Origin of the sequence: Curtobacterium sp. MCBD17_003 (assembly GCF_003234885.2) — a bacterium.
In the GTDB taxonomy this organism is placed as follows: Bacteria; Actinomycetota; Actinomycetes; order Actinomycetales; family Microbacteriaceae; genus Curtobacterium.
The window spans coordinates 2,671,015-2,691,411 of record NZ_CP126275.1; the positions used below are offsets into that span (position 1 = coordinate 2,671,015).

Consider the following 20,397-nt stretch of genomic DNA (forward strand, 5'->3'; position numbering starts at 1 on the left):
GGACCGGACGGGTGGGGCGCGGTGCTGGGTGGAGAGGGAGGTGCGGAGGGTGTGGGGTCCGGCCCCGCACCTCCCGGCTGGTCAGGCGGTGGCCGGCTGGTGCCGGAACCGTGCCGCCCGGTGGCTGGCGGGGAGGTGCGGGCCGCGTCCCGAGAGCCGTTCGCGGAACGTGCCCGTGCGGGGCGTCTCGGGCAGCATGCCACGACGACGGAGTTCGGGCACGACGTCGGCGATGAACGACCGGTACGAACCCGGCGTGACGTAGGGCGTGTAGTTGAAGCCGTCGAGGTCGGTGTCGGTCACCAGGGCCTCGATGCGGTCGACGACCTCGGTCGGCGTGCCGGTCAGGACGAACTCGCGCATGCCGTTCCGGATGAAGTCCGCGGTGGCCTCGCGCACGGACGTGCCCTTGTACCGCTCGACCTGGGTCCGGCCGCCCTCGGTGGTGACGTCCGAGAACGAGCCCTCGGGGTCGAGCGCGGCGAGGTCGATGCCGGTCATGCTCGCGTAGTAGACGCGTGCGGCGTCCGGGTCGACGTAGGAGAGGTACTCCTCGAGCTGGTCCTCCGCCTGCGCGGTGGACGGTGCGGTGATGACCGACAGACCGGAGACGGTGCGGATGTCGGTCCCGGCCCTCCCGGCCTGCTCGGCGCGGGTGCGGATGTCGGTGACCTGCGCGGCCAACGAGGGCGCGTCCTTGCCCTGCAGGAACACGAGCTCCGCGTTGCCCGCGGCGAAGGCGCGACCCGATGACGACGCGCCGGCCTGGAACAGCACGGGCGTGCGCTGCGGCCCGGGCTCGGTGTTGGCGTAGCCCTCGACGTCGAAGTACCGGCCGTGGTGCACCACCTTGTGCACCTTGCTCGCGTCCGCGTACCGACGTGCGCCCTTGTCGGCGAGGACGGCGTCGTCCTCCCACGAGCCCTCGAGGAGCGCGTAGCTCAGCTCGAGGTACTCCTGCGCGATCGCGTACCGCTCGTCGTGCGGCACGTAGCGGTCCTTGCCGAACAGCTCCGTGACGACCGCGCTCGACGTCGTGACGACGTTCCAGGCGATGCGGCCGCGGGTCAGGTGGTCGAGCGTGGCGAAGCGGCGTGCGTTCGCGAACGGCGGCTCGAAGCTCGTCGACGACGTGACGCCGAAGCACAGGCGTGGGGCGGCCGCGGCCATGGCGGGGACGAGGAGCATCGGGTCGTTCTTCGGGATCTCGACGCCCTGCTCGAAGGCCACGTCGGGCACGACGCCGTCGATCACGGGGTACCCGTACGAGTCGGCGAGGAACATGAAGTCGAACCCGCCGTCGTCGAGCATGCGGGCCAGGTCGGTCCAGTGCTCGAGCTCCTTGTAGCGCCACGTCGTGTTGTCCGGGTGCGCCCAGAGCCCCTGGCTCGTGAGGTTCACGCCGTTGATCTCGAACGCGCCGAGGAACAGTTCCTTCGTCATGCTCGCCCTCCTGTGAGCCACGCGGTGAGCTCACGGTCGAATCGGTCGCGGGTGTCCGCGGACATCCCGGTGGCCCGCGTGCCGGTGCGCGCGAGGTCGGCAAGGGCCTGGTCGTCGAACCCCCACGTCGTGCGGGCGATCGCGTACTGGTCCGACACGGTGGCTCCGAACCAGAGCGGGTCGTCCGCGTTCAGGGTCACCGGGACCCCGCGCTCGACGAGGACCGGGGCGGGGTGCGACGCGAGGTCGGCGACGACGCCGAGCCGCACGTTCGACACCGGGCAGACGTCGCAGACGATCCCCTCGGCCGCCAGCCGATCGGTGACGCGGGCGGACTCGACCGCTCGGAACCCGTGCGAGATCCGGGAGGCACCGAGCACGTCGAGCACGGCCGTCACGCGGTCCGGCCCGCCGGTCTGGCCCGCGTGGCTCACGACCGGGAGGCCCGCCGCCCGTGCGGCGCGCGCCGCACCGACGAACGGGGCCAGGTCGCCGTCCTCGTCGAAGCAGGCGGTGCCGAGCGCGGTGACGCCGCTGCCGGCGAAGCGGGCGGCGAGCGCACCGAGCTCGTCGGCGAGGTCCGCGTCGGCGTCGGTGTTGAGCGTCAGGTCGGCACCGACCTCGACGGGCGTGCCCGCGGCGGCGGCGTCGGCGGCCGCCTCGGCGAAGGCCGCGAGGACGGTGCGGAGGACCTGCTCGTTCCCGCCGAGACGCTCGGCGTACAGCTGCGGCTCGACGGCGGGCTCGAGGTACCGGACGCCCTCGGCGGCCTCGGCGTGCACGAGTGCCCGGCAGAGTGCGGCGAGGTCCTCGTGCGTCGCGACGAGGGCCGGGACGGTGCCGTACGCGTCGAAGAACGCCCAGACGTCGGCGAACCGCTCCGGCCGGTGGAACGGGATGCCGCGTCGCGTCGCGAGGGCGCGGACCGCGTCGACCGGGTAGCTGCCGTCGAGGTGCGCGTGGAGGTGGGTCTTCGGCAGGGCGCGGAGCCGGTCGTCGGCGGTGGGGTGGACCGGCATCTGCACGTCCGGCAGCGTAGGGCGAGGGCACCACGGCTGTCGCATAGGATACGCCACTGGGGCCATAAGCAGCGCTGATGTGCCCGCCGACACGGGGATCGGCGCGGTGCGGCGCCGCACTCGGGCCCGGATCCGTTACACGCCGGAAACGCGCGGAGCGCGCGAGCGAGGAGGACCACGCCGTGCCCGTCGACCTCGACCTCCGGCTCCTCCGTGCGTTCGTCGTGCTCGTCGCCGAGCAGGGGTTCACCGCCGCTGCCGCCGTGACCGGGGTGTCGCAGCCGGCCCTGAGTCAGGCCATCCGACGACTCGAGGACGTCCTCGGGGTCGAACTCGTCGACCGCCGGGGCCGGACGCCCGGGAGCGGTGTGCGGCTCACCCCGGCGGGGCACGCGTTCCACGTCGACGCCGTCGCCGTGCTGGCCGCCGCGGAGCGCGCGGTGGCCCGGGCTCGTCGGGTCGCCGCCCGGCCGCGCGTCGTCGTCGGGTTCGGCACGAGCGCGCCACGGGCCCTGACCGGTCTCGCCGTGCGTGAGGGCGAGGCCGCCGACGTCGAGGTCGTGCTCGAGCACGTCCCGTGGGGCAGCGAGCACCAGCGGCTCGCGGCGGGTGAGGTCGACGTGCTCGTGGCGCAGCTCTCCCCCGGGTTCGCGGAGGCCGACTGGGTCGCCACGGTCCTCGGCACGCGCGACCTCGTCGCCGTGTTCCGCGCCGACCACCCGCTCGCCGGACGCACGGCACTGGCGCTCGCGGACCTCGACGACGAGCCGATCGTCGACGCCGCCTCGGACCGGGACTTCTGGATCGCGGCGGCACGGCCGGACGGGCGGGCTCCCGTCGTCGTCGGACCCCCGGCGCGGACGGTCGAGGAGATGCTCGCGCAGGTGGCGGCCGGGCGGGGCATGGCGTTCACGAGCACGACGGTGGCCGAGAACGCCGGGGGCACGGGACTCGCGTTCGTGCCGATGGTGGGCCTCCCGGCGGTCAGCGTCGCCATGGTCCGCCGACGCGACGACGACCGCGCGCACGTCCTGGACCTGGTCGAGCGCGTCCGCCGGTCCTGGGCCGACCCGGCCGCCTGACCGGCGCTGTGGCCCCGGCGCCGGCCGCCTCGGGCCTCGCTGGCTCCAGCTGGCCGTTCAGCGGGTGACGAGGGCGCTGTCGATGCTCTGGATCACGGACTCGAGGGTCTGGTCGATCCGGACGACGAGCCCGGCCTCGTCGGCCTGCAACGGCTCGAGCGTCGCGAGCTGCGAGCCGAGCAGCGAGTCGGGCATGTACTCGTGGTGCCGGCGGCGCTGCCGTTCGGCGATGACGTCCTCGTCGCCGGTGAGGAACACGAAGAACAGGTCGGGGTTCGTCGAACGCAGGCGGTCCCGGTAGACCCGCTTCAGCGCGGAGTTCGCCATGACGCAGCGCTGCCCCTGGGCCTCGATCGCGGCGATGCGGGCGGCGCAGATGTCGAGCCATGGCCAGCGGTCCTCGTCGGTCAGGGGATGCCCGGACCGCATCTTCTCCTTGTTCGCCTGGGGGTGCAGGTCGTCGGCGTCGACGAACTGGGTGCCCTCCCAGTGGCGCGTGAGGGCGGAGCCGATGGTCGTCTTGCCCGAACCGGACACCCCCATGACGACGACGGGGCGATGACCGGTCACAGCGCGCCCTTGGCGTCGTCGCCGAGCGGCACCGGGCGGAGGACCCGCACCTCGAGCGGACTCGCGAGCAACGGCTGCACGCGCTGCGTGAAGGCGGTGAACTCGGGCGCGGCGCCGTGCTGCTCGAGGGTCTGCTGGTCGCTCCACTGCTCGATGAGCACGAGGACGCCCTCGCCGGCCTCGTGCAGCGCGTAGCGGAGGTTGCCCTCGTCCTGCTGTGCGACCGGCACGTACTCCTGCACGGCGGCGGTCAGGTCCGCGACGGACTCGGGCTTCGGACGGAAGGTCGCGACGACGACGATCGGATCGGTCATGGGCCCACAGTACGAACCGGTGCGTGCGCCGCTCCCAGGGCGTCCGGAGGCTCGCGCTCGCGGCGGCGAGAGGCAATGGGATCGGCCGTGGCGGGGCGCGGCGCGAGCGCGAGCGCGAGCGCGAGCGCGCAGGACATGCCGCTCACGTCATGAGCTGAGCGGCGCGTTGTGCGATCTCGCGAGCAGTGAGCGGCGCGTTGTGCGATCTCGCGAGCAGCGGTTGGCCGACCCTGCCTACAGGATGACGCGCTCGGCGGCGAGGTCGGCGCTGAGCCGGTCGAGCGCCGGCCCACGGCCGAGCAGCCGCAGCGACCCGAGCGCGCGGCGCACCGCGAACGTCGCGACCGCGGGCGTGCCGTCCGGACGGTGGAAGTGGATGGCGATGACCGCGCGGTGGGGGGACGAGGAGCCGTCGGGGAGGTCCTCGACACCGACGTGCACGACCCGCGTCCACCGGACCACGAGCACCCGCAGGGCCTGCCGCCCGTCGAGTTGCCACAGGGACGCCTCGGTCGCGCCGAACCCCCAGACGACGTGGCGCCCGAGGGCGACCTCGGGATGCGCGCGCCCGACGAGGTCGCGGAGTTCGCTCGTCGGCACCGCCGGCACGAGCCGCACGGTCGGGTCGATGCTGCGGATCGCCCGTCCGAGCGACACGTCGGTCGTCCGGACGCGCTTCGACCATGACATGCCGACGCCGAGCGCCACGATGAGCACCCCCACGAGCGTCGCGAGGAACTGCACGACCCCGAGCACACGGAGGTCCGCGGCGGGATCCGTGCTCACCACCGTCACCCGCACGACGAGCAGCGCCACCCACAGCACGACGACGCCCCACCGCACGATCGCCCAGCGGTCGACGCCGCGCGCGATGCGGCGGTCCGGGCCGAGGTGGGTGGTCACCGTCCGATCCTCGCACGCAGCGGTCCCCGGCGAAGCGCCGAGTTCGGGGGGTCCGGCGACCCGGGGAACCGCCAGAGGACCCGCCTACGATCGCCCCGTGAGCACGGAGGACCCGGACCAGCGCGACGCCGCTCGACACCACCGCCCGGCGCCCGGTGCCGACCGCCCCGCGCCCGGTGCCGACCGCCGCGCGTCCGGCACTGCCATCGCGGCGCCCCTTGCCGCGGAACCCGTCGACCGCCCGCTGCACCTGCCCGACCGCACACGGACGATCGCCGCCGCGGCCGTGGGGCTCGTGGCCGGGATCGTGTTCCTCGCCGTCGCCGAGATCGTCGCGCTCCTGCTCAACGGTGCCGGCAGTCCGCTCGTCGCGGTCGGCTCGGCCGCGATCGACCTCGCGCCGCGGTGGGTGAAGGACCTCATGGTGACGCTGTTCGGCACGGGCGACAAGGCGGCGTTGTTCGTCCTCATGGCAGTGCTCCTCGCCCTGATCACCGCGGCGGCGGGCGTCCTCGAGCGCCGTCGTCCGCCGTTCGGCACCGTCGTGTTCGGCGTCGGCGGGGTGATCGCACTCGTCGCGGTGATGACCCGTTCCGGCAGCGGGAGCCTCGACGGTGCGCCCTCGGTCGTCGGGGTCCTCGCGGCGGTCGTCACGCTCCGCCTGGGCATGCAGCGGTTCCGGCGGTGGGACGCCGCCGCCGAGCAGGACGCGACCCCGACCGCAGCGAGCACGATGACGGGCTCCCCCGCGGTGCAACGCCGGGCGTTCCTCGGGTGGACGCTGACCCTCGGCGTCACCGCGCTCGTCGTCGGGGCCGGCGCGCGCGTCGTCGACGCGGCGAGCTCCGCCGCAGCGGCCGTCAAGCGCGCCGTCCACCTGCCGACACCGGCCGTGCACGAGCGCGCGGTCCCGGCCGGCGCGAGTCTCGGCGTGCACGGGATCACGCCGTACGTCACCCCCAACGCCGAGTTCTACCGGATCGACACCGCGCTGCGCGTGCCATCGGTCGATCCCGACACCTGGAAGCTCCGGATCACCGGCATGGTCGACCACGACGTCGAGATCTCGTTCGCCGACCTGCTCGCCCGGCCGCTCGAAGAGCACATGGCCACCATGAGCTGCGTCTCGAACGAGGTCGGCGGCGACCTCATCGGCAACGCGCTCTGGCTCGGGTACCCGATCCGGCACCTGCTCGCCGAGGCCGGCCCGCACGCGTCGGCGGACATGGTGCTCTCGCGGAGCGTCGACGGGTTCACCGCGGGCACACCCCTCGACGTGCTGCAGGACGCCGGCACGGACGCGATCCTGGCGGTCGGCATGAACGGCGAGCCGCTGCCCGCCGAACACGGGTTCCCGGTCCGCATGGTGGTCCCCGGCCTGTACGGCTACGTGTCCGCCACGAAGTGGGTGACCGAGCTCACCGTCACGCGGTTCGCCGACGCCGAGGGCTACTGGACACCCCGCGGGTGGAGCGCGCACGGGCCGGTCAAGCTCGAGTCGCGGATCGACACGCCACGGTCTGGAGGCACGGTGCGCGCGGGCGAGCGGGTCGCCGTCGCCGGGGTGGCGTGGCAGCCGCACACCGGCGTGCGGGGCGTGCAGGTCCGCGTCGACGACGGAGCATGGCGCGACGCCGAGCTCGCGGACTCGGTGTCCGCGGACACCTGGCGGCAGTGGGTGCTCCGCGACTGGACGCCGACGCACGGGCCGCACACCCTGACGGTCCGGGCGATCAGCGCGGACGGCACGGTGCAGACGAGCGTCGAGCGGGCGCCGGCACCGAACGGGGCGAGCGGCTGGCACTCGGTGGGCGTCACCGCGAGCTGAGGTCGCCGCCGCCCGTGATCGCGAGGAACCGCGCCATGGTCTCGCGGACGACCGCGACCAACGCGCGGTCACCGTCCTCGTCGAGCCAGCGGTCGAGCGACACCCACCACACGGCACCGCTGACCTCGGCGGCGAGCGTGGCGGACAGGTCGTCCTCGCCGCGCTCGACGAACCCGGCACGGACGGCCCGGGCGAGCGCCGCATGCTTCGTCAGCTCGCGTTCGCGCAGGCGCTCGTCGCTCCGGACCACCGCACGGTGGGTGAGCAGGTACTCGCGCAGGGGTTGGAACCGGGTCTCGGCCAGGGTCTCCAGCCCCGCCGCGATGAGGGCGATCGGCGCGAGGTCCGGCGGCGCCTGGGCGAGCAGCTCGGCCACCACCGCGGGGAACTGGTCCTCGAACCCGAACAGGACCTCGCGCTTGTCGGCGAAGTGCCGGAAGAACGTCCGGGTGGTGAGGCCGGCGTGCGCGGTGATCTGCGGGACGGTGGTCGCGGCGAACCCCTGCTCACGGAACAGCTCGAGCGCGGCCTGCTCGAGGCGCGCTCGTGCATCCGGATCCCATCGAGCCACCCGTCGATCCTACTCACGACACGTCGTGTCATCACGTGTATCGTGACGACACGACGTGTCATCGAGGCACGCGGGACGGGCGGAGCACGACATGCACGACGAGGTCATGGTCCTCGGGGCCACCGGGCGCACCGGACGGGCGATCGCGGCGGAGCTCCACGCCCGCGGTGTCGCCGTGGTGCTCGCAGCGCGGGACCGAGCGCGGCTCGAGGAGGTCCGGGACGCCCTGTCCGCCGTCGCCTCCGAGCGACACGGCCCGGCCGCGAGCAGTCCCCGGATGGTCGTCGGCGGGTTCAGCGACCTCCTCGCGGCGATCGGACGGGAACGACCCGGGGTCGTCGTCAACACCGTGGGCCCCTTCACGCGGACCGCGCTCCCGGTCGTCCGGGCGCTCCCACACGGCACGCACTACCTCGACCTGTCGAACGAGTACGCCGCGGTCGACGACGTCCTGCGGCAGGACCGTCGCGCGGCAGTCGCGGGACAGGTCCTCGTGCCCGGCGCCGGGTTCGGGGTGGTCGCGGTCGAGAGCGTCGTCGTGCGCCTGTGCGACGGCGAGCCCCGGCCGCGGCGCGTCCGGGTCGACGCGATCGCCTCGGTGGCGACCGAAGCCGGGACCCTCGGCAGCGCCCTGGCGGAGTCCATCGCGGACGTCGCTGCCTTCGGCGGAGCGCAGGTCCAGGACGGTCGACTCGTCCGCACGCGACGGGTCGTCACGGACTACCGGACCATCACGACGCCGGACGGGGACCGTGTCGGCGCCGGCAGCGGCGCGAGCGGTGAACTGCTCGCGGCCTGGCTCGCGAGCGACGCGGACGACGTGGTCGCGGCCTCGGCCCTCGTCCCCGCGAACCCCGCGGTGCGCGCCGTCCTCCCGCTCGCGACCGCCCTGTTCCGGATCGCCCCCGTGCGGCGCTTCGTCGTCGGGCGCCTGTCCGCGATCCGCTTCGAGGACCGACCTCGCCCTCGGGCGTCGTCGTGGGGCCACGCACGGGTCGAGTGGCCGGACGGCCGCGTGCGCGAGGGCTGGCTGCGGCTCGGTGACGCGTCCGTGTTCACGACCGCAGCCGCCGTCGAGGTCGCGACACGGCTCCTCCAGGGCGAAGGCCGACCGGGCGCTGCGACGCCCGGCGTGGTGTTCGGCGCCGACCTGGCGGTCGCCGCTGGCGGCGTCGTCGTCGACGCGCCTGCGTGAGCGGGGTGTCGACGACACCGGCCGCCAGGGTCAGAGCACCGCCACGGTCATCCCCGGCACCGCGGCGGGTCCGTCGAGTCCGGTGAGCGCGGCGGGCAGCTCCTCGAACCCGATGGTCCGGCCGACCGTGGTGTCCGGCCGCAGGTGCCCCGACACGATCGCGGCGAGCATGGCCGCGTACTCCGCGACGGCGATCCCGTGGCTCCCGAGCAGCTCGAGCTCCTGGGCGATGACGCGGCCCATCGCGACGGCGGGCTCGGCCTCGGCGCCGAGCAGCAGCCCGACCTGGACGTGACGCCCCCGTGGGCGGAGGCTCTCGATCGCCGCGTTCGACGTGCTCCGGCTGCCGAACGCGTCGAAGGAAACGTGGACCCCGCCCCCGGCGAGCGCGCGCACCCGCTCGACGGCGTCGGGTCCGCTCGGCACGGTCACGGCGCCGAGCGCCTGGGCCCGTTCGAGCGCCGCGGGAGCGACGTCGACCGCGATCGCCTGGGCCCCCGCCGCGAGCGCAACGACGATCGTCGAGAGCCCGACCCCGCCGCAGCCGTACACGGCGACCCACTCCCCCGTCTGGACCCGCCCGCGCGCGTGGACGGCGTGGTAGGCCGTGCCGAACCGGCAACCGAGCCCCGCGGCCTCGACGAACCCGATCGCGTCGGGCAGCGGCACGAGGTTGAGGTCGGCGTGCGGCACCACGACCTGCTCGGCGAACGACCCGGGCAGCGTGAACCCCGGCTGCTCCTGCCGTGTGCACACCTGCGTCGCCCCGGCGCGGCACTCGTCGCACGTGCCACAGGCGAACACGAACGGCGCGGTCACCCGGTCACCGACGCGGTGCTCGTGGACGTCCGGACCGACCTGGGCCACGACGCCCGCGAACTCGTGCCCGGGGACGTGCGGCAGGTGCACCGAGTCGTCGTGTCCGCGCCATGCGTGCCAGTCGCTGCGACACACGCCCGTCGCCGCCACCTGGACGACCACGCCGTCGGGCGGACAGGCGGGGGCGTCGACCTCGACGACGGAGGGCTGGGCACCGAAGGCGTCGTACCGGACTGCGCGCATGCGCCAATCCTCGCAGCCCCGACGGGCGGCGTGCCCCGTTGCGCGAGATCGCAGTCGTCGTCGCTCTGGAGGCCCGCAGAACGGCGACGACTGCGATCTCGCGGAGGGGTGCGGCGTGTACACAGGGGAGCACGACGACGACGTCAGGAGACGACCGCATGGAGTACACCCACCTCGGACCGACCGGCCTGCGGGTCAGCCGCATCACCCTCGGTTGCATGAGCTTCGGCAACGGCAACGAGCAGCAGACCTGGACGCTCGACGCCGCCGCGGCGGAGCCGATCTTCCGGAAGGCCGTGGAGCTCGGCATCGACTTCTGGGACACCGCGAACGTCTACGGGCGCGGCAGCTCCGAAGAGGTCACCGGCGCGGCGATCCGCGAGTACACCCGCCGCGAGGACGTCGTCCTGGCCACGAAGGTGTTCGGTGAGATGGGCCCGGGCCCCGGCGAGTCCGGACTGAGCCGTCGGGCGATCCTGGAGCAGGTCGACAAGTCGCTGCAGCGACTCGGCACCGACTGGATCGACCTGTACCAGATCCACCGGTTCGACCCGGACACCCCCGTCGAGGAGACGATGGAGGCCCTGCACGACGTCATCCAGGCGGGCAAGGTGCGCTACATCGGTGCGTCGAGCATGTGGGCGTGGCAGTTCGCCAAGCTGCAGGCCGCAGCGGACCTCGGTGGGTGGACGCGATTCGTGTCCATGCAGAACCAGTACAGCCTCGTGCAGCGCGAGGAGGAGCGCGAGATGTTCGGGCTCCTCGCGGACCAGGGCGTCGGGTCGATCCCGTGGGGTCCCCTGCAGGCCGGCAAGCTGGCACGCCCGTGGAGCGAGCAGAACACCGCCCGCGCCGGTGACGAGCCGGAACGCGACCCGAAGGGGAACCCCGTCCGACTCGACTCGGACGAGGGCATCGTCGACGCGGTGGCGCGGATCGCCGATGAGCGCGGGGTCAGCATGGCGCAGGTCGCGCTCGCGTGGGTGCTGCGCAACCCGGTCGTGGACGCGCCCATCGTCGGCGCCACCAAGGTGCACCACATCGAGGACGCCGCGGCTGCCCTCGACGTCCACCTGACCGACGACGAGGCAGCGGCGCTCGAGGAGCACTACGTGGCCCGCCAGCCGACGTTCTTCTGACCCGGACCCATCCCGCGAGATCGCAGTCGTTGCCGCTCAGGCCACCCTGAGAACGGCATCCACTGCGATCTCGCGGGGGTGGGGTCAGGCGGGGCGGACGGCGACGACGACCGTGGCGTCACGGTCCTCGTCTCGAGCGATCCGCGCCTCCAGGCCGGCGGCCGTGAAGAGCGCGGCGGATGCGTCTGCCTGTTCTGCGCTCACCTCGATGACGACGGCGCCGCCGGGGCGGAGCCACTCGCCGACGCCCGCGGCGATCCGCCGGTGCACGTCCAGCCCGTCGGCGCCGCCGTCGAGCGCGACGCGGCGCTCGTGTTCACGCGCCTCCGGCGGCATCAGCGCGATGGCGTCCGTCGGCACGTAGGGCGCGTTCACCGCCACGACCGTGACGGCGCCGCGGAGGCGGTCCGGCAGCGGCTCGAACAGGTCGCCGACGACGGCCACGGCACGGCCGGCCAGGTTCTCGGCCGCGACCTCGACCGCGTCCGGGTCGATGTCCACCGCGACGAGGTCCAGCAGCCCCACCGTCACGATGAGGCCGACGCTGATCGCGCCGACGCCGCAGCACAGGTCCACGACGCTGTCGCCGACCTGGAGGAACGGGGCGGCCTCCTCGACGACGAGCTCGGTCCGCCGACGGGGCACGAACACGCCGGGCACCACCCGGACCCGGTGCCCGCAGAACGACGCCCACCCGACGACGACCTCGAGCGGTTCGCCCGCGAGGCGCCGTTGCAGCAGGGTCCGCAGCCGGACCGCGTCGCCGTCCGCCTCGTCGAGGATGACCGTGGCCTCGTCCTCGGCGAACACGCTGCCGGCCGCGCGGAGTCGGGCGGTCAGGGCGCGGTGCGCGGCCGGGTCGTGGTCGGCCATGCGCCGCTACGCTGCGCCGTCGAACATCGAGGTCACGGAGCCGTCGTCGAAGACCTCGTGGATGGCGCGGGCGATGAGCGGCGCGATCGGCAGGATCGTCAGGCGGTCCCAGCGCTTGTCGGGCGCGAGCGGGAGGGTGTCGGTGACGACGACCTGGTCGATGAACTCGCTCTGCAACAGCTCGGTCGCCGGGTCGGAGAACACCGCGTGCGTGGCCGCGACCACGACGCCGACCGCCCCGTTCGCCTTGAGGGCCTCGGCCGCCTTGGCGATCGTCCGGCCGGTGTCGATGAGGTCGTCGACGAGCAGGCACCAGCGGCCCGAGACGTCCCCGACGATCTCGTGGACCGTGACCTGGTTCGGCACGAGCGGGTCACGGCGCTTGTGGATGATCGCCAGCGGCGCGCCGAGCTTCTCGCTCCAGATGTCGGCGACGCGGACGCGGCCCATGTCGGGCGAGACGACCGTGAGCGTCGCCGGGTCGAGCAGCTGCCGGAAGTGCTCGAGCAGCACGGGCATCGCGAACAGGTGGTCGACCGGACCGTCGAAGAAGCCCTGGATCTGCGGTGCGTGCAGGTCGACGCTCATGATCCGGTGGGCGCCGGCGGCCTTGAACAGGTCGGCGACGAGGCGGGCCGAGATCGGCTCACGCCCGCGGCCCTTCTTGTCCTGACGGGCGTACGGGTAGAACGGCGCGACGACCGTGATCCGCTTGGCCGAGGCCCGCTTGAGCGCGTCCACGATGATGAGCTGCTCCATGAGCCACTCGTTGATGGGCGCGGTGTGCGACTGGATGACGAACGCGTCGCAGCCGCGGACCGACTCGTCGAACCGCGCGTAGAGCTCGCCGTTCGCGAAGGTCCGGGCGTCCGTCGGGACGAGGTCGAGCCCGAGTTCGTCCGCGATCGACTCGGCGAGCTCCGGATGCGCTCGGCCCGACACCAGCACGAGTCGCTTCTGGCCGGTCATCTTGATTCCGGACACCTGTGTGCTCACTCCTCGACCCGCGGGGTCGCGCTCTGGGGGGATGGGGCGGACGCGCGTCGTGCCCCCGCGGCCGCAGCGGCCTCGGCAGCAGGGGTTCCGGGCCGATGTTCCTCGACCCAGCCCTCGGTGATGCGCTGCGGGGCGTAGCTGATGGCGAGCGAGCCGGCGGGGACGTCCTTGCGGACCGTCGTTCCCGCTCCCGTGTACGCCCCGTCCCCAATCCTAACCGGGGCAACGAAGACGTTGTGCGAGCCGGTGCGGACGTGGGAGCCCACCTCGGTGCGGTGCTTGTGCACGCCGTCGTAGTTCGCGGTGATCGTGTTCGCGCCGATGTTCGAGCCCTCGCCCACCTCGGCGTCCCCGATGTACGACAGGTGCGGCACCTTGCTGCCGCGGCCGATGCGGGCGTTCTTCGTCTCGACGAAGGTGCCGATCTTGCCGTCGTCGCCGAGGTACGTCCCGGCCCGGAGGTACGCGAACGGCCCGACGGTCGCCCCGGCGCCGACGACCGCGAGCGTCGCGTCGGTCCGGACGACGGTCGCCCCGGGCCCGACCTCGGTGTCGCGGAGCGTCGTGTCCGGCCCGACGACCGCGCCGGCCGCGATCGCCGTGGCCCCCTCGAGTTGCGTGCCCGGCAGGATCTCGGCGTCGGGCTCGATCGTGACGTCGAGGTCGATCCACGTCGTCGCCGGGTCCTTGATCGTGACGCCGGCAAGCTGGTGCGCGCGGACGATCCGGGCGTTGAGCTCGCGCCCCGCGTCGGCGAGCTGGGCGCGGTCGTTCACGCCGGCGACCAGCCACGGGTCGGACAAGGTGAGGACGTCGATGCGACCACCCCGGGCGGCGATGAGGGCGGGCGCGTCGGTGATGTACTTCTCGCCCTGCGCGTTGTCGGTGCCGATCGACGGCAGGACGGCGCGGAGCTGCGCGACGTCGAACGCGTAGATGCCCGCGTTCGCCTCGGTGATCATGCGCTGCTCGTCGGTGGCGTCCTTGTGCTCGACGACCCCCGTGAACGCACCCCGCTCGTCGCGGAGGATCCGTCCGAGCCCGGTCGGGTCGGGCGCGATCGCGCTGACGAAGGTCACGGCGTCGCCCGCGGTGGTGTGCTGCTGCACGAGGGCCCGGACGCTCGCCGCGTCGAGCAGCGGCACGTCCGCACTGAGCACGACGACGACGCCGTCGAAGTCGGCCGGGAGCGCGGCGACCGCCACCTCGACGGCACGGCCGGTGCCGGGGACGTCGTCCTGGTCGACGACGAGGGCGTCCGGCATGCGCTCGGTCACCTCGGCCGCGACGCGCTCGCGCTCGTGCCGGACGACGACCGCCACGTGCGCCGGTGCGAGGGACTCCGCGGTGCGGAGCACGTGGGCGATGAGCGGGAGTCCGGCGAGCCGGTGGAGCACCTTGGGGGTCGCGGACTTCATGCGGGTGCCCTGCCCGGCGGCGAGGACGACCACGGCGATCGGCTGGTCGGTCATGCTCCCATCCTGGCCCGGTTCGCGGCCGGGAGGGACGACACACGGGCCCGGCGTCGGGTCCGGTGCCGCGCCTCCCGGCCGACATGCCGTCGGTCAACCGACGAGCGTCAGTTCCACCCCTCCCGAACCCGCTGCCGGGCCTCCCGGACCCGGTCCAGGCCCCGCGGGCCGCGCCGCCGCCTCAGGCCTCGACGCCGACGCCCCATCCGGCCTCGGCGAGCGCCACCGCGGCGTCCTCGTACGACGAGTAGGGGACGTGCGCGTCGCCGATGATGCGGTAGTCGGTCAGCCCGGGGCCGGCCCAGTACACGGCCCCGTCCGCTCCCGCGTGGCGGAGGGCGGCGCGGATCGCGGTGGGCGGATCGGCGATCTCGAGGATGGTCGTGTCGGTGCCCGCCCCGCGCGCGCCGGCGAGGATCGCCGCGCGGATGGCGTCCGGGTCCTCGTGCCGGGGGTGGTGGTCCGCGACGATGACGACGTCGGCGTGCCGGGCCCCGACCTCGCCCATGCCCGCGCGCTTGGTCGGGTCCTTGTCCCCGTCGGCGCCGACGACCATGACGAGCGGCCCGGCCGTGAACGCCCGCATCGCGATGAGGCTCTTCTCGAACGCGTCGGGGGTGTGCGCGAAGTCGACGAAGACCCGAGGCCCGGTGGCCGCGGACGCGTCCGCCATGCGCCCGGGGACGTCGACGTCGAGCCGAGCGCCGACCGCGCGCACGAGGTCCGGGAACGGCACGCCCGAGGCGGCGAGCATGACGATCGCGAGTCCCGTGTTCGCCGCCATGTGCACGCCGAGCAGGGGCACCTCGGTGGTGACGGTCGCTCCCCCGGGGCCGTCGAGCCGGAACCGCGTGGCGTCCGGGCGCTGCTCGAGGACGGTGACGTGCCAGTCGGCGGCCGTGTCCGGGCGCGAGGTGATCGTCGTCAGGGGGACCTCGGCGGACGCCGCGATGCGCACACCGGCGGCCGAGTCGAGCGACACGACCGCGCGCCGCGATCGGTCGGGGCGGAACAGGAGCGCCTTGGCCGCCAGGTACGCGTCGAGGTCGGCGTACTCGTCGAGGTGGTCGTGGCTGAGGTTCGTGAACCCGGCGACGTCGACGACCACCCCGTCCACCCGGTGCCGGGACAGGGCCTGCGCGCTGATCTCGAGGGCGACGCCGTCGGCACCGTGTTCCAGGGCCGCGGCGAGGAACCCGTGGAGCTCGCTCGCCTCGGGGGTCGTCAGCCGGCTCGCGATGACCCGGTCGCCCACGTGGCGCTCGGCGGTGGACGTCAGCGCGGTCCGCCACCCGAGTCGGCGCATGACCGCGTCGAGCAGGTACACGCTCGACGTCTTGCCGTTCGTGCCGGTGACGCCGAACAGCGTCGCGGACGGCGTGGACGTCCCGAACACGACCGCCGCCGTCCGACCGAGCACGGCGCGGGGTGACGGCACGACGAGGACCGGCACGGTCGACGCCGCGAGCGCCTCGGCACCCGCCGCGTCGGTGAGGACCGCGACGGCCCCCGCCGACAACGCGGCCGGGACGAACCGGACGCCGTGCGTGTGGGCACCGGGCATCGCGACGAACAGGTCCCCGGGGCGGACCTCGCCGTCCTCGACGGCGACGCCGGTCACGCGCAGGTCGTCGGGGACGGCGGTCGGCGTGGTCGCGCCGACGACCTCGGCGACGGCACGGAGCGCGGTGCCCGTCGGGTTGCGGGGCCGGAACGCATCGGACACCGGTCGACTCCTCGTCGTCGTGGCTCAGGACAGCGCGACGCTACGCCGGAGAGGTGCGGGTCGGGGTACGTGCCGTTCAGGCGACGGCGAGGAGGGGGACGCGTGCTGCCCCCTCCCACCCGACTGCGGCTCAGGCCCGCCCGAGGGATGCCGGCTGCGCGCGCTGCACCCGGACGAAGAGCATGAGCACGAGCCCGGCGAGCAGCACCGCGACGATGCCGAGGATGCCGAACCGCGTGGATCCGCCGATCGTCACGGCGAGTCCGAACAGCGCGGGTGCCAGGAAGCTCGCCGCCCGGCCCGTGGTGGCGTACAGACCGAAGAGCTCGCCCTCGCGCCCGGGGGTCGCGAGGCGCGCGAGGTAGGCGCGGCTCGACGACTGCACCGGGCCGACGAACAGACACAGCGCGAGGCCGAGCACCCAGAATCCCTGCTGCGCGGTGCCGATGAACAGGACGCCCGTGCCGCACGCGACGAGTCCGACGAGCGCGGCGAGGATGAGCGCGCGCGAGCCGAAGCGGTCGTCGAGCCGTCCGGACACGACGGTGGCGATGCCCGCGACGACGTTCGCCGCGATCGCGAACAGGATGACCTCGGACGACGAGAACCCGAACACCTGCGCGGCGATGATCGCCCCGAACGTGAACACGGCGGCGAGGCCGTCGCGGAACACGGCGCTCGCGACGAGGAACATGAGGAGGTCGCGCCGCTCGCGCCACAGTCGGGCGACGTCGCGGCCGAGGTCGGCGTAGGCGGTGAGGACGCCGCTGCGCCGCGCCGGTCCGCGGGTGGCCTCGGGCACGACGACGAACAGCGGCACCGACGAGGCCGCGAGCCACAGCGCGGCGATGCCGATCGCGACCCGGACGCTCCACTCCCCACCCGCCACGGTCGACGGCAGGCCGAGCAGTCCCGCGCGGTCGGGCGAGCCGAAGTCCTGGATGCACAGCACGAGCAGGACGACGAGCAGCACGATGCCCCCGAAGTACCCGGCGGCCCAGCCGATGCCGGACACCCGGCCGGTCCGGCCCTCGGGGGCGACCTGCCCGAGCATCGCGTTGTAGCCGACGCTGGCGATCTCGTACGCGACCGTGCCGATGCCGAGGAGGGACGCCCCGAGCACGAGGTACGGCTGGGCGGGCGCGACGAACATCATGCACCCGATGCTCAGCACGATGCCGATCGTCGCGAGCAGCACGGACCGCTTCCGGTGCCCGGACGCGTCGGCGAACCGGCCGATCGCCGGTGCGATGAGCGCGACGACGACGCCGGCGATCGTCAGCGCGACCGACACCACGGTCGCGTTGTGGGCGAGGGCTGCCTCGACCGCCCGCCGCCCGGCCGCACCGTGCTCGTGCGCGACGAGGGCGGGGTCGACGAACGCGCGACTGGCCAGGTAGGTGCTGAAGACGAACGTCGTGACGACGGCGTTGAAGGCGGCCGACCCCCAGTCCCAGAGCGCCCACGCGACGAGGCCACGCCGGTCGGTGCGCTGCGGGGGCGCCGTTGCTGCCATGGGCGAACCGTAGCGGAGCCGGGTGTCGCGCGGGTCGCGGCGCTGGCGGTCGGCGGCGATCGCACGCGCTGACACAGCCGACCGGAGCCGGACGGGAGGGGCGCAGCCGCTGGCCCCGCCCCTCCCGTCCGTCGGTCAGTCGGCGGTGACCACCGCGGTCGCCCCCGCGACCGTGATCGCGTCCTCGACGAGCGCGACGACCGGGTCCGGCAGGCCGCTGACCCAGCCGAGGGCCGTGCGGCCGAGGTAGCCCGCGTAGCTCCCGATCACCGCGCCGACGCCACCGAGCACCGCGGTCTGGAGGCGCGACACACTGCTGCCGCCCACGCTCCCGATGACGAGGCCGGCGATCGCACCGGCCGTGACGCGTCCGAGGAGCGCCCCGGGCTTCAGCCGACTGGGCGTGACGGGGAGCTTGTCGGCGACGAGTTCCCCGGCCGCCGAGGCGACGAGGGCGCCTCGGCCGACGGGCGAGCGGAACACGGGCCACTGCTGCCAGGCACCCTGGAGCGAGGGGCGATCGTGCTGCAGCGCGAGGACCGCGAGGGGCGTGGCGGACCGGGCGCCCGTGAACACGCCGAGCAGCAGTGCCCGGGCCGGGATGGACAGCGTGGTGGTGCTCGGCATGGTGGGCTCCTCGTGGTGGCGGATGTGGTCCTCGCGCGAGGCTACCGACCGCGGGTCGACGGGGACCCAGCCCGCCGACGGGTGACGTGGAACGCGGCGACCGAGCGGGCTGCGGCGGCACCATCCAGCGCCCGGCACGCGGTCACCGGGCGTCGGGGCCGTGTGGACCGTCAGCGGGCGCCGGTCGCTCCGCGCTCCTCCGCACCGGCCGCGAGTCCGGCGCGGATGCCGGCCCAGCCGTCGCGGAGGATCCCGTCGTCCGTCCCGGCGACGACGAGCCCGAACCCGTGGGCCGCGAGGACCCGCGCCCGCTCGGGCGTGCCGCCGTACGCCGCGGCGAGGATCCCCGCTCGACGGCAGGCCGCGGCGATCCGGACGAGCGGCGCGGACGACGAGTGGTCGGCGAGGAGGTCGTCGAGCGCGACGCCGAGGGCCAGCGCGAGGTCGAACGGCCCGACGAAGATCCCGTCGACGCCCTCCGTCTGGGCGATCTCCTCGACGTGGGTCAATGCGGCGGCGGACTCCACCATGACGAGACACTGCGGCTCGTCCTCGGGTGCGTGTCCGCCGTACGCCGCCTCCACGCCGAACGCACGGCGGGCGGGCCCGAAGCTCCTGGCGCCGAGCGGCGGGTAATGGCATGCACGGGCCGCGCTCTGCGCCTGGGACGGGTCCTCCACCATCGGGACGATGATCCCGCTCGCGCCTGCGTCGAGCGCGCGGCCGATCAGCTCCGGCCGGTTCCAGGCGACACGGACGACCATCGTGACGTCACGTGCGAGCCCGGCGCCGATCGTCGCGGCGAGGTCGTCCGGCGGGTACCCGTGCTGCTCGTCGACGCAGATCCACGGGGCCCCGGAGGCCGCGAGCGAACCGACCACCCGGGGGCTCGCGTAGTTCGACCACAGACCCCAGAGCGGATCGTCCGACGTCGTCGCGGCGCTGTGCATCGTCCTCGTTGTCACGCCATCAGCTTTCCAGATGGCATGTTTCCAGCGCGTGAAGACTTGCGGCCGGAAGCCCGTGCCGCCCTGATACTTGCCCCATGAAAATGCAGAACGCGGTGACGCCTGACGCTCAGGCGCTCTACGACGGTCCGGTCATCGACGCGCACTTCCACATGTGGGACCTCGCCGGGGACCACTACCCGTGGCTGATGCCCGGCGGGAGCTTCGGTCCGAAGGGCCTCTTCGACTCGCTCAAGCACGACTACGTGCTCGACGACTACCGCCGCGACATCGACGGACAGAACGTCGTGGCGTCGGTGCACATCGAGGCGCTCTGGGACGCCGAGGACAGCCCGGTGAACGAGACGCGGTGGCTGGAGTCCCTCGACAAGTCCGACAACCTGGCGATCCGGTACGTCGCCGCCGTGCCGTTCGAACGACCCGACACCGAGCAGCTCATCCGGGAGCAGGCCGCGTTCGAACGGGTCGTGTCGATCCGGCAGACGATCGCGTGGAACCCCGACCCGGAGAACACGATGATGGCGGAGGCGGAGATCAGTCGACGCCCCTCGTGGCGGGCAGCCCTTCCGGTGATCGCGGAACTCGGTCTGGCGCTCGACCTCCTCATCTACCCGTGGCAGGCGGACGAGGTCGTCGAGCTCGCGGCCGCGTACCCGTCGTTGACGATCGTGGTCAACCACATCGCGAGCCCGATCGACCAGAGCCCCGATGGCCTCGCGCGGTGGCGGGACGACGTCGCCCTGCTCGCGACCGCCGCGAACGTGGTGATCAAGGTCTCGTCGGTACACGGCTACCTCCCTGAACCGACATACGCGCACGCCGAACCGCTGATCCGCCACGTCCTCGACCGGTTCGGCGGGGGCCGCAGCATGATCGCGAGCGACTTCCCGGTCGGCGGGATCCGCGGGATCACCTACGCCGAGGCCTTCGACCAGTACCGCCGCGCAGCCGCGCACCTGAGCGCCGACGAGCAGGTCGCGCTGTTCTGCGGCACCGCCTCCCGCGTCTACCGGATCCCGCTCGCGTCCGTGGGCGTGCAGTCTTGAGCAATCGCAATGCGTAATCCGCCGGAAACAAAACGTTCGAAAAGCGA

19 protein-coding genes are annotated in these 20,397 nt (G+C 73.7%); 5 read left to right on the top strand and 14 right to left on the bottom strand.

The window, feature by feature from the left end; genetic code table 11:
• Positions 1–81 precede the first annotated feature (81 nt).
• Together DEI88_RS12555 and DEI88_RS12560 are read right to left on the bottom strand one after the other, a co-directional pair.
• Complete coding sequence (locus DEI88_RS12555; RefSeq protein WP_111049977.1) at positions 82–1,443, bottom strand: NtaA/DmoA family FMN-dependent monooxygenase; 1,362 nt, start codon at positions 1,441–1,443, stop codon at positions 82–84.
• Positions 1,440–2,462 (bottom strand): adenosine deaminase family protein, encoded by a 1,023-nt coding sequence (locus DEI88_RS12560; RefSeq protein ID WP_258375144.1) that lies wholly within the window; start codon positions 2,460–2,462, stop codon positions 1,440–1,442. Before DEI88_RS12560 ends, DEI88_RS12555 begins: the two co-directional genes overlap by 4 nt.
• A gap of 182 nt (positions 2,463–2,644) precedes the next feature.
• Here DEI88_RS12560 and DEI88_RS12565 point away from each other — a divergent pair, with 182 nt between their 5' ends.
• Positions 2,645–3,544 (top strand): LysR family transcriptional regulator, encoded by a 900-nt coding sequence (locus tag DEI88_RS12565; RefSeq protein ID WP_181441255.1) that lies wholly within the window; start codon positions 2,645–2,647, stop codon positions 3,542–3,544.
• Between the two features lie 57 nt (positions 3,545–3,601).
• On the opposite strand, the gene DEI88_RS12570 is transcribed toward DEI88_RS12565, so the two are convergent.
• The 3 genes from DEI88_RS12570 to DEI88_RS12580 form a co-directional block, all read right to left on the bottom strand.
• Entirely contained in the window at positions 3,602–4,114 is a 513-nt protein-coding gene (locus tag DEI88_RS12570) for a gluconokinase (protein WP_258375136.1), read from the bottom strand.
• A complete protein-coding gene (locus DEI88_RS12575; RefSeq protein WP_111037319.1) occupies positions 4,111–4,428 on the bottom strand; it encodes a putative quinol monooxygenase in 318 nt (105 codons plus the stop codon). Before DEI88_RS12575 ends, DEI88_RS12570 begins: the two co-directional genes overlap by 4 nt.
• A gap of 234 nt (positions 4,429–4,662) precedes the next feature.
• Positions 4,663–5,331: a hypothetical protein gene (locus tag DEI88_RS12580; RefSeq protein WP_111048129.1), complete on the bottom strand. Its 669-nt coding sequence runs from the start codon at positions 5,329–5,331 to the stop codon at positions 4,663–4,665.
• Positions 5,332–5,428: 97 nt separating this feature from the next.
• Between DEI88_RS12580 and DEI88_RS12585 the strand changes: the two genes are divergently transcribed.
• Positions 5,429–7,159: a molybdopterin-dependent oxidoreductase gene (locus DEI88_RS12585; protein WP_309146653.1), complete on the top strand. Its 1,731-nt coding sequence runs from the start codon at positions 5,429–5,431 to the stop codon at positions 7,157–7,159.
• Here DEI88_RS12585 and DEI88_RS12590 read toward each other — a convergent pair.
• Complete coding sequence (locus DEI88_RS12590) at positions 7,146–7,730, bottom strand: TetR/AcrR family transcriptional regulator (RefSeq protein WP_111037321.1); 585 nt, start codon at positions 7,728–7,730, stop codon at positions 7,146–7,148. The two genes, DEI88_RS12585 and DEI88_RS12590, sit on opposite strands and share 14 nt — an antisense overlap.
• 91 nt (positions 7,731–7,821) lie before the next feature.
• On the opposite strand from DEI88_RS12590, the gene DEI88_RS12595 reads away from it, so the two are divergent.
• Entirely contained in the window at positions 7,822–8,925 is a 1,104-nt protein-coding gene (locus DEI88_RS12595; RefSeq protein ID WP_111072391.1) for a saccharopine dehydrogenase family protein, read from the top strand.
• 30 nt (positions 8,926–8,955) lie between these two features.
• On the opposite strand, the gene DEI88_RS12600 is transcribed toward DEI88_RS12595, so the two are convergent.
• The gene (locus DEI88_RS12600; protein WP_111072392.1) at positions 8,956–9,987 is read right to left on the bottom strand and encodes an alcohol dehydrogenase catalytic domain-containing protein; all 1,032 of its coding nucleotides are present in this window, start codon (positions 9,985–9,987) and stop codon (positions 8,956–8,958) included.
• Positions 9,988–10,145: 158 nt separating this feature from the next.
• On the opposite strand from DEI88_RS12600, the gene DEI88_RS12605 reads away from it, so the two are divergent.
• Complete coding sequence (locus DEI88_RS12605; RefSeq protein ID WP_111072393.1) at positions 10,146–11,126, top strand: aldo/keto reductase; 981 nt, start codon at positions 10,146–10,148, stop codon at positions 11,124–11,126.
• An 84-nt stretch (positions 11,127–11,210) separates the two neighbouring features.
• Here DEI88_RS12605 and DEI88_RS12610 read toward each other — a convergent pair whose 3' ends face one another.
• The 7 genes from DEI88_RS12610 to DEI88_RS12640 form a co-directional block, all read right to left on the bottom strand.
• Entirely contained in the window at positions 11,211–11,999 is a 789-nt protein-coding gene (locus DEI88_RS12610; protein ID WP_111037325.1) for a putative protein N(5)-glutamine methyltransferase, read from the bottom strand.
• A 6-nt stretch (positions 12,000–12,005) separates the two neighbouring features.
• Positions 12,006–12,983, bottom strand: coding sequence for a ribose-phosphate diphosphokinase (locus DEI88_RS12615; RefSeq protein WP_111037352.1), 978 nt, complete (start codon positions 12,981–12,983; stop codon positions 12,006–12,008).
• An 8-nt stretch (positions 12,984–12,991) separates the two neighbouring features.
• Positions 12,992–14,467: a bifunctional UDP-N-acetylglucosamine diphosphorylase/glucosamine-1-phosphate N-acetyltransferase GlmU gene (gene glmU / locus DEI88_RS12620; protein WP_111010984.1), complete on the bottom strand. Its 1,476-nt coding sequence runs from the start codon at positions 14,465–14,467 to the stop codon at positions 12,992–12,994.
• A gap of 181 nt (positions 14,468–14,648) precedes the next feature.
• Entirely contained in the window at positions 14,649–16,193 is a 1,545-nt protein-coding gene (locus tag DEI88_RS12625) for a Mur ligase family protein (RefSeq protein ID WP_111072394.1), read from the bottom strand.
• Positions 16,194–16,323: 130 nt separating this feature from the next.
• The gene (locus DEI88_RS12630) at positions 16,324–17,709 is read right to left on the bottom strand and encodes an MFS transporter (protein WP_111072479.1); all 1,386 of its coding nucleotides are present in this window, start codon (positions 17,707–17,709) and stop codon (positions 16,324–16,326) included.
• 135 nt (positions 17,710–17,844) lie between these two features.
• Positions 17,845–18,336: a DUF4126 family protein gene (locus tag DEI88_RS12635; RefSeq protein ID WP_111072395.1), complete on the bottom strand. Its 492-nt coding sequence runs from the start codon at positions 18,334–18,336 to the stop codon at positions 17,845–17,847.
• A 170-nt stretch (positions 18,337–18,506) separates the two neighbouring features.
• The gene (locus DEI88_RS12640; protein WP_146246088.1) at positions 18,507–19,301 is read right to left on the bottom strand and encodes an HpcH/HpaI aldolase family protein; all 795 of its coding nucleotides are present in this window, start codon (positions 19,299–19,301) and stop codon (positions 18,507–18,509) included.
• Positions 19,302–19,381: 80 nt separating this feature from the next.
• On the opposite strand from DEI88_RS12640, the gene DEI88_RS12645 reads away from it, so the two are divergent.
• Complete coding sequence (locus DEI88_RS12645; protein ID WP_111072397.1) at positions 19,382–20,350, top strand: amidohydrolase family protein; 969 nt, start codon at positions 19,382–19,384, stop codon at positions 20,348–20,350.
• Positions 20,351–20,397: the final 47 nt, after the last annotated feature.

Bases quoted from the DNA above. Each gene is read 5' to 3' on its own strand.
- DEI88_RS12555 (WP_111049977.1), bottom strand. From the start codon at position 1,443: ATGACGAAGGAACTGTTCCTCGGCGCGTTCGAGATCAACGGCGTGAAC.
- DEI88_RS12560 (WP_258375144.1), bottom strand. From the start codon at position 2,462: ATGCCGGTCCACCCCACCGCCGACGACCGGCTCCGCGCCCTGCCGAAG.
- DEI88_RS12575 (WP_111037319.1), bottom strand. From the start codon at position 4,428: ATGACCGATCCGATCGTCGTCGTCGCGACCTTCCGTCCGAAGCCCGAG.
- DEI88_RS12595 (WP_111072391.1), top strand. From the start codon at position 7,822: ATGCACGACGAGGTCATGGTCCTCGGGGCCACCGGGCGCACCGGACGG.
- DEI88_RS12600 (WP_111072392.1), bottom strand. From the start codon at position 9,987: ATGCGCGCAGTCCGGTACGACGCCTTCGGTGCCCAGCCCTCCGTCGTC.
- DEI88_RS12605 (WP_111072393.1), top strand. From the start codon at position 10,146: ATGGAGTACACCCACCTCGGACCGACCGGCCTGCGGGTCAGCCGCATC.
- DEI88_RS12610 (WP_111037325.1), bottom strand. From the start codon at position 11,999: ATGGCCGACCACGACCCGGCCGCGCACCGCGCCCTGACCGCCCGACTC.
- glmU (WP_111010984.1), bottom strand. From the start codon at position 14,467: ATGACCGACCAGCCGATCGCCGTGGTCGTCCTCGCCGCCGGGCAGGGC.
- DEI88_RS12630 (WP_111072479.1), bottom strand. From the start codon at position 17,709: ATGGCAGCAACGGCGCCCCCGCAGCGCACCGACCGGCGTGGCCTCGTC.
- DEI88_RS12635 (WP_111072395.1), bottom strand. From the start codon at position 18,336: ATGCCGAGCACCACCACGCTGTCCATCCCGGCCCGGGCACTGCTGCTC.
- DEI88_RS12645 (WP_111072397.1), top strand. From the start codon at position 19,382: ATGAAAATGCAGAACGCGGTGACGCCTGACGCTCAGGCGCTCTACGAC.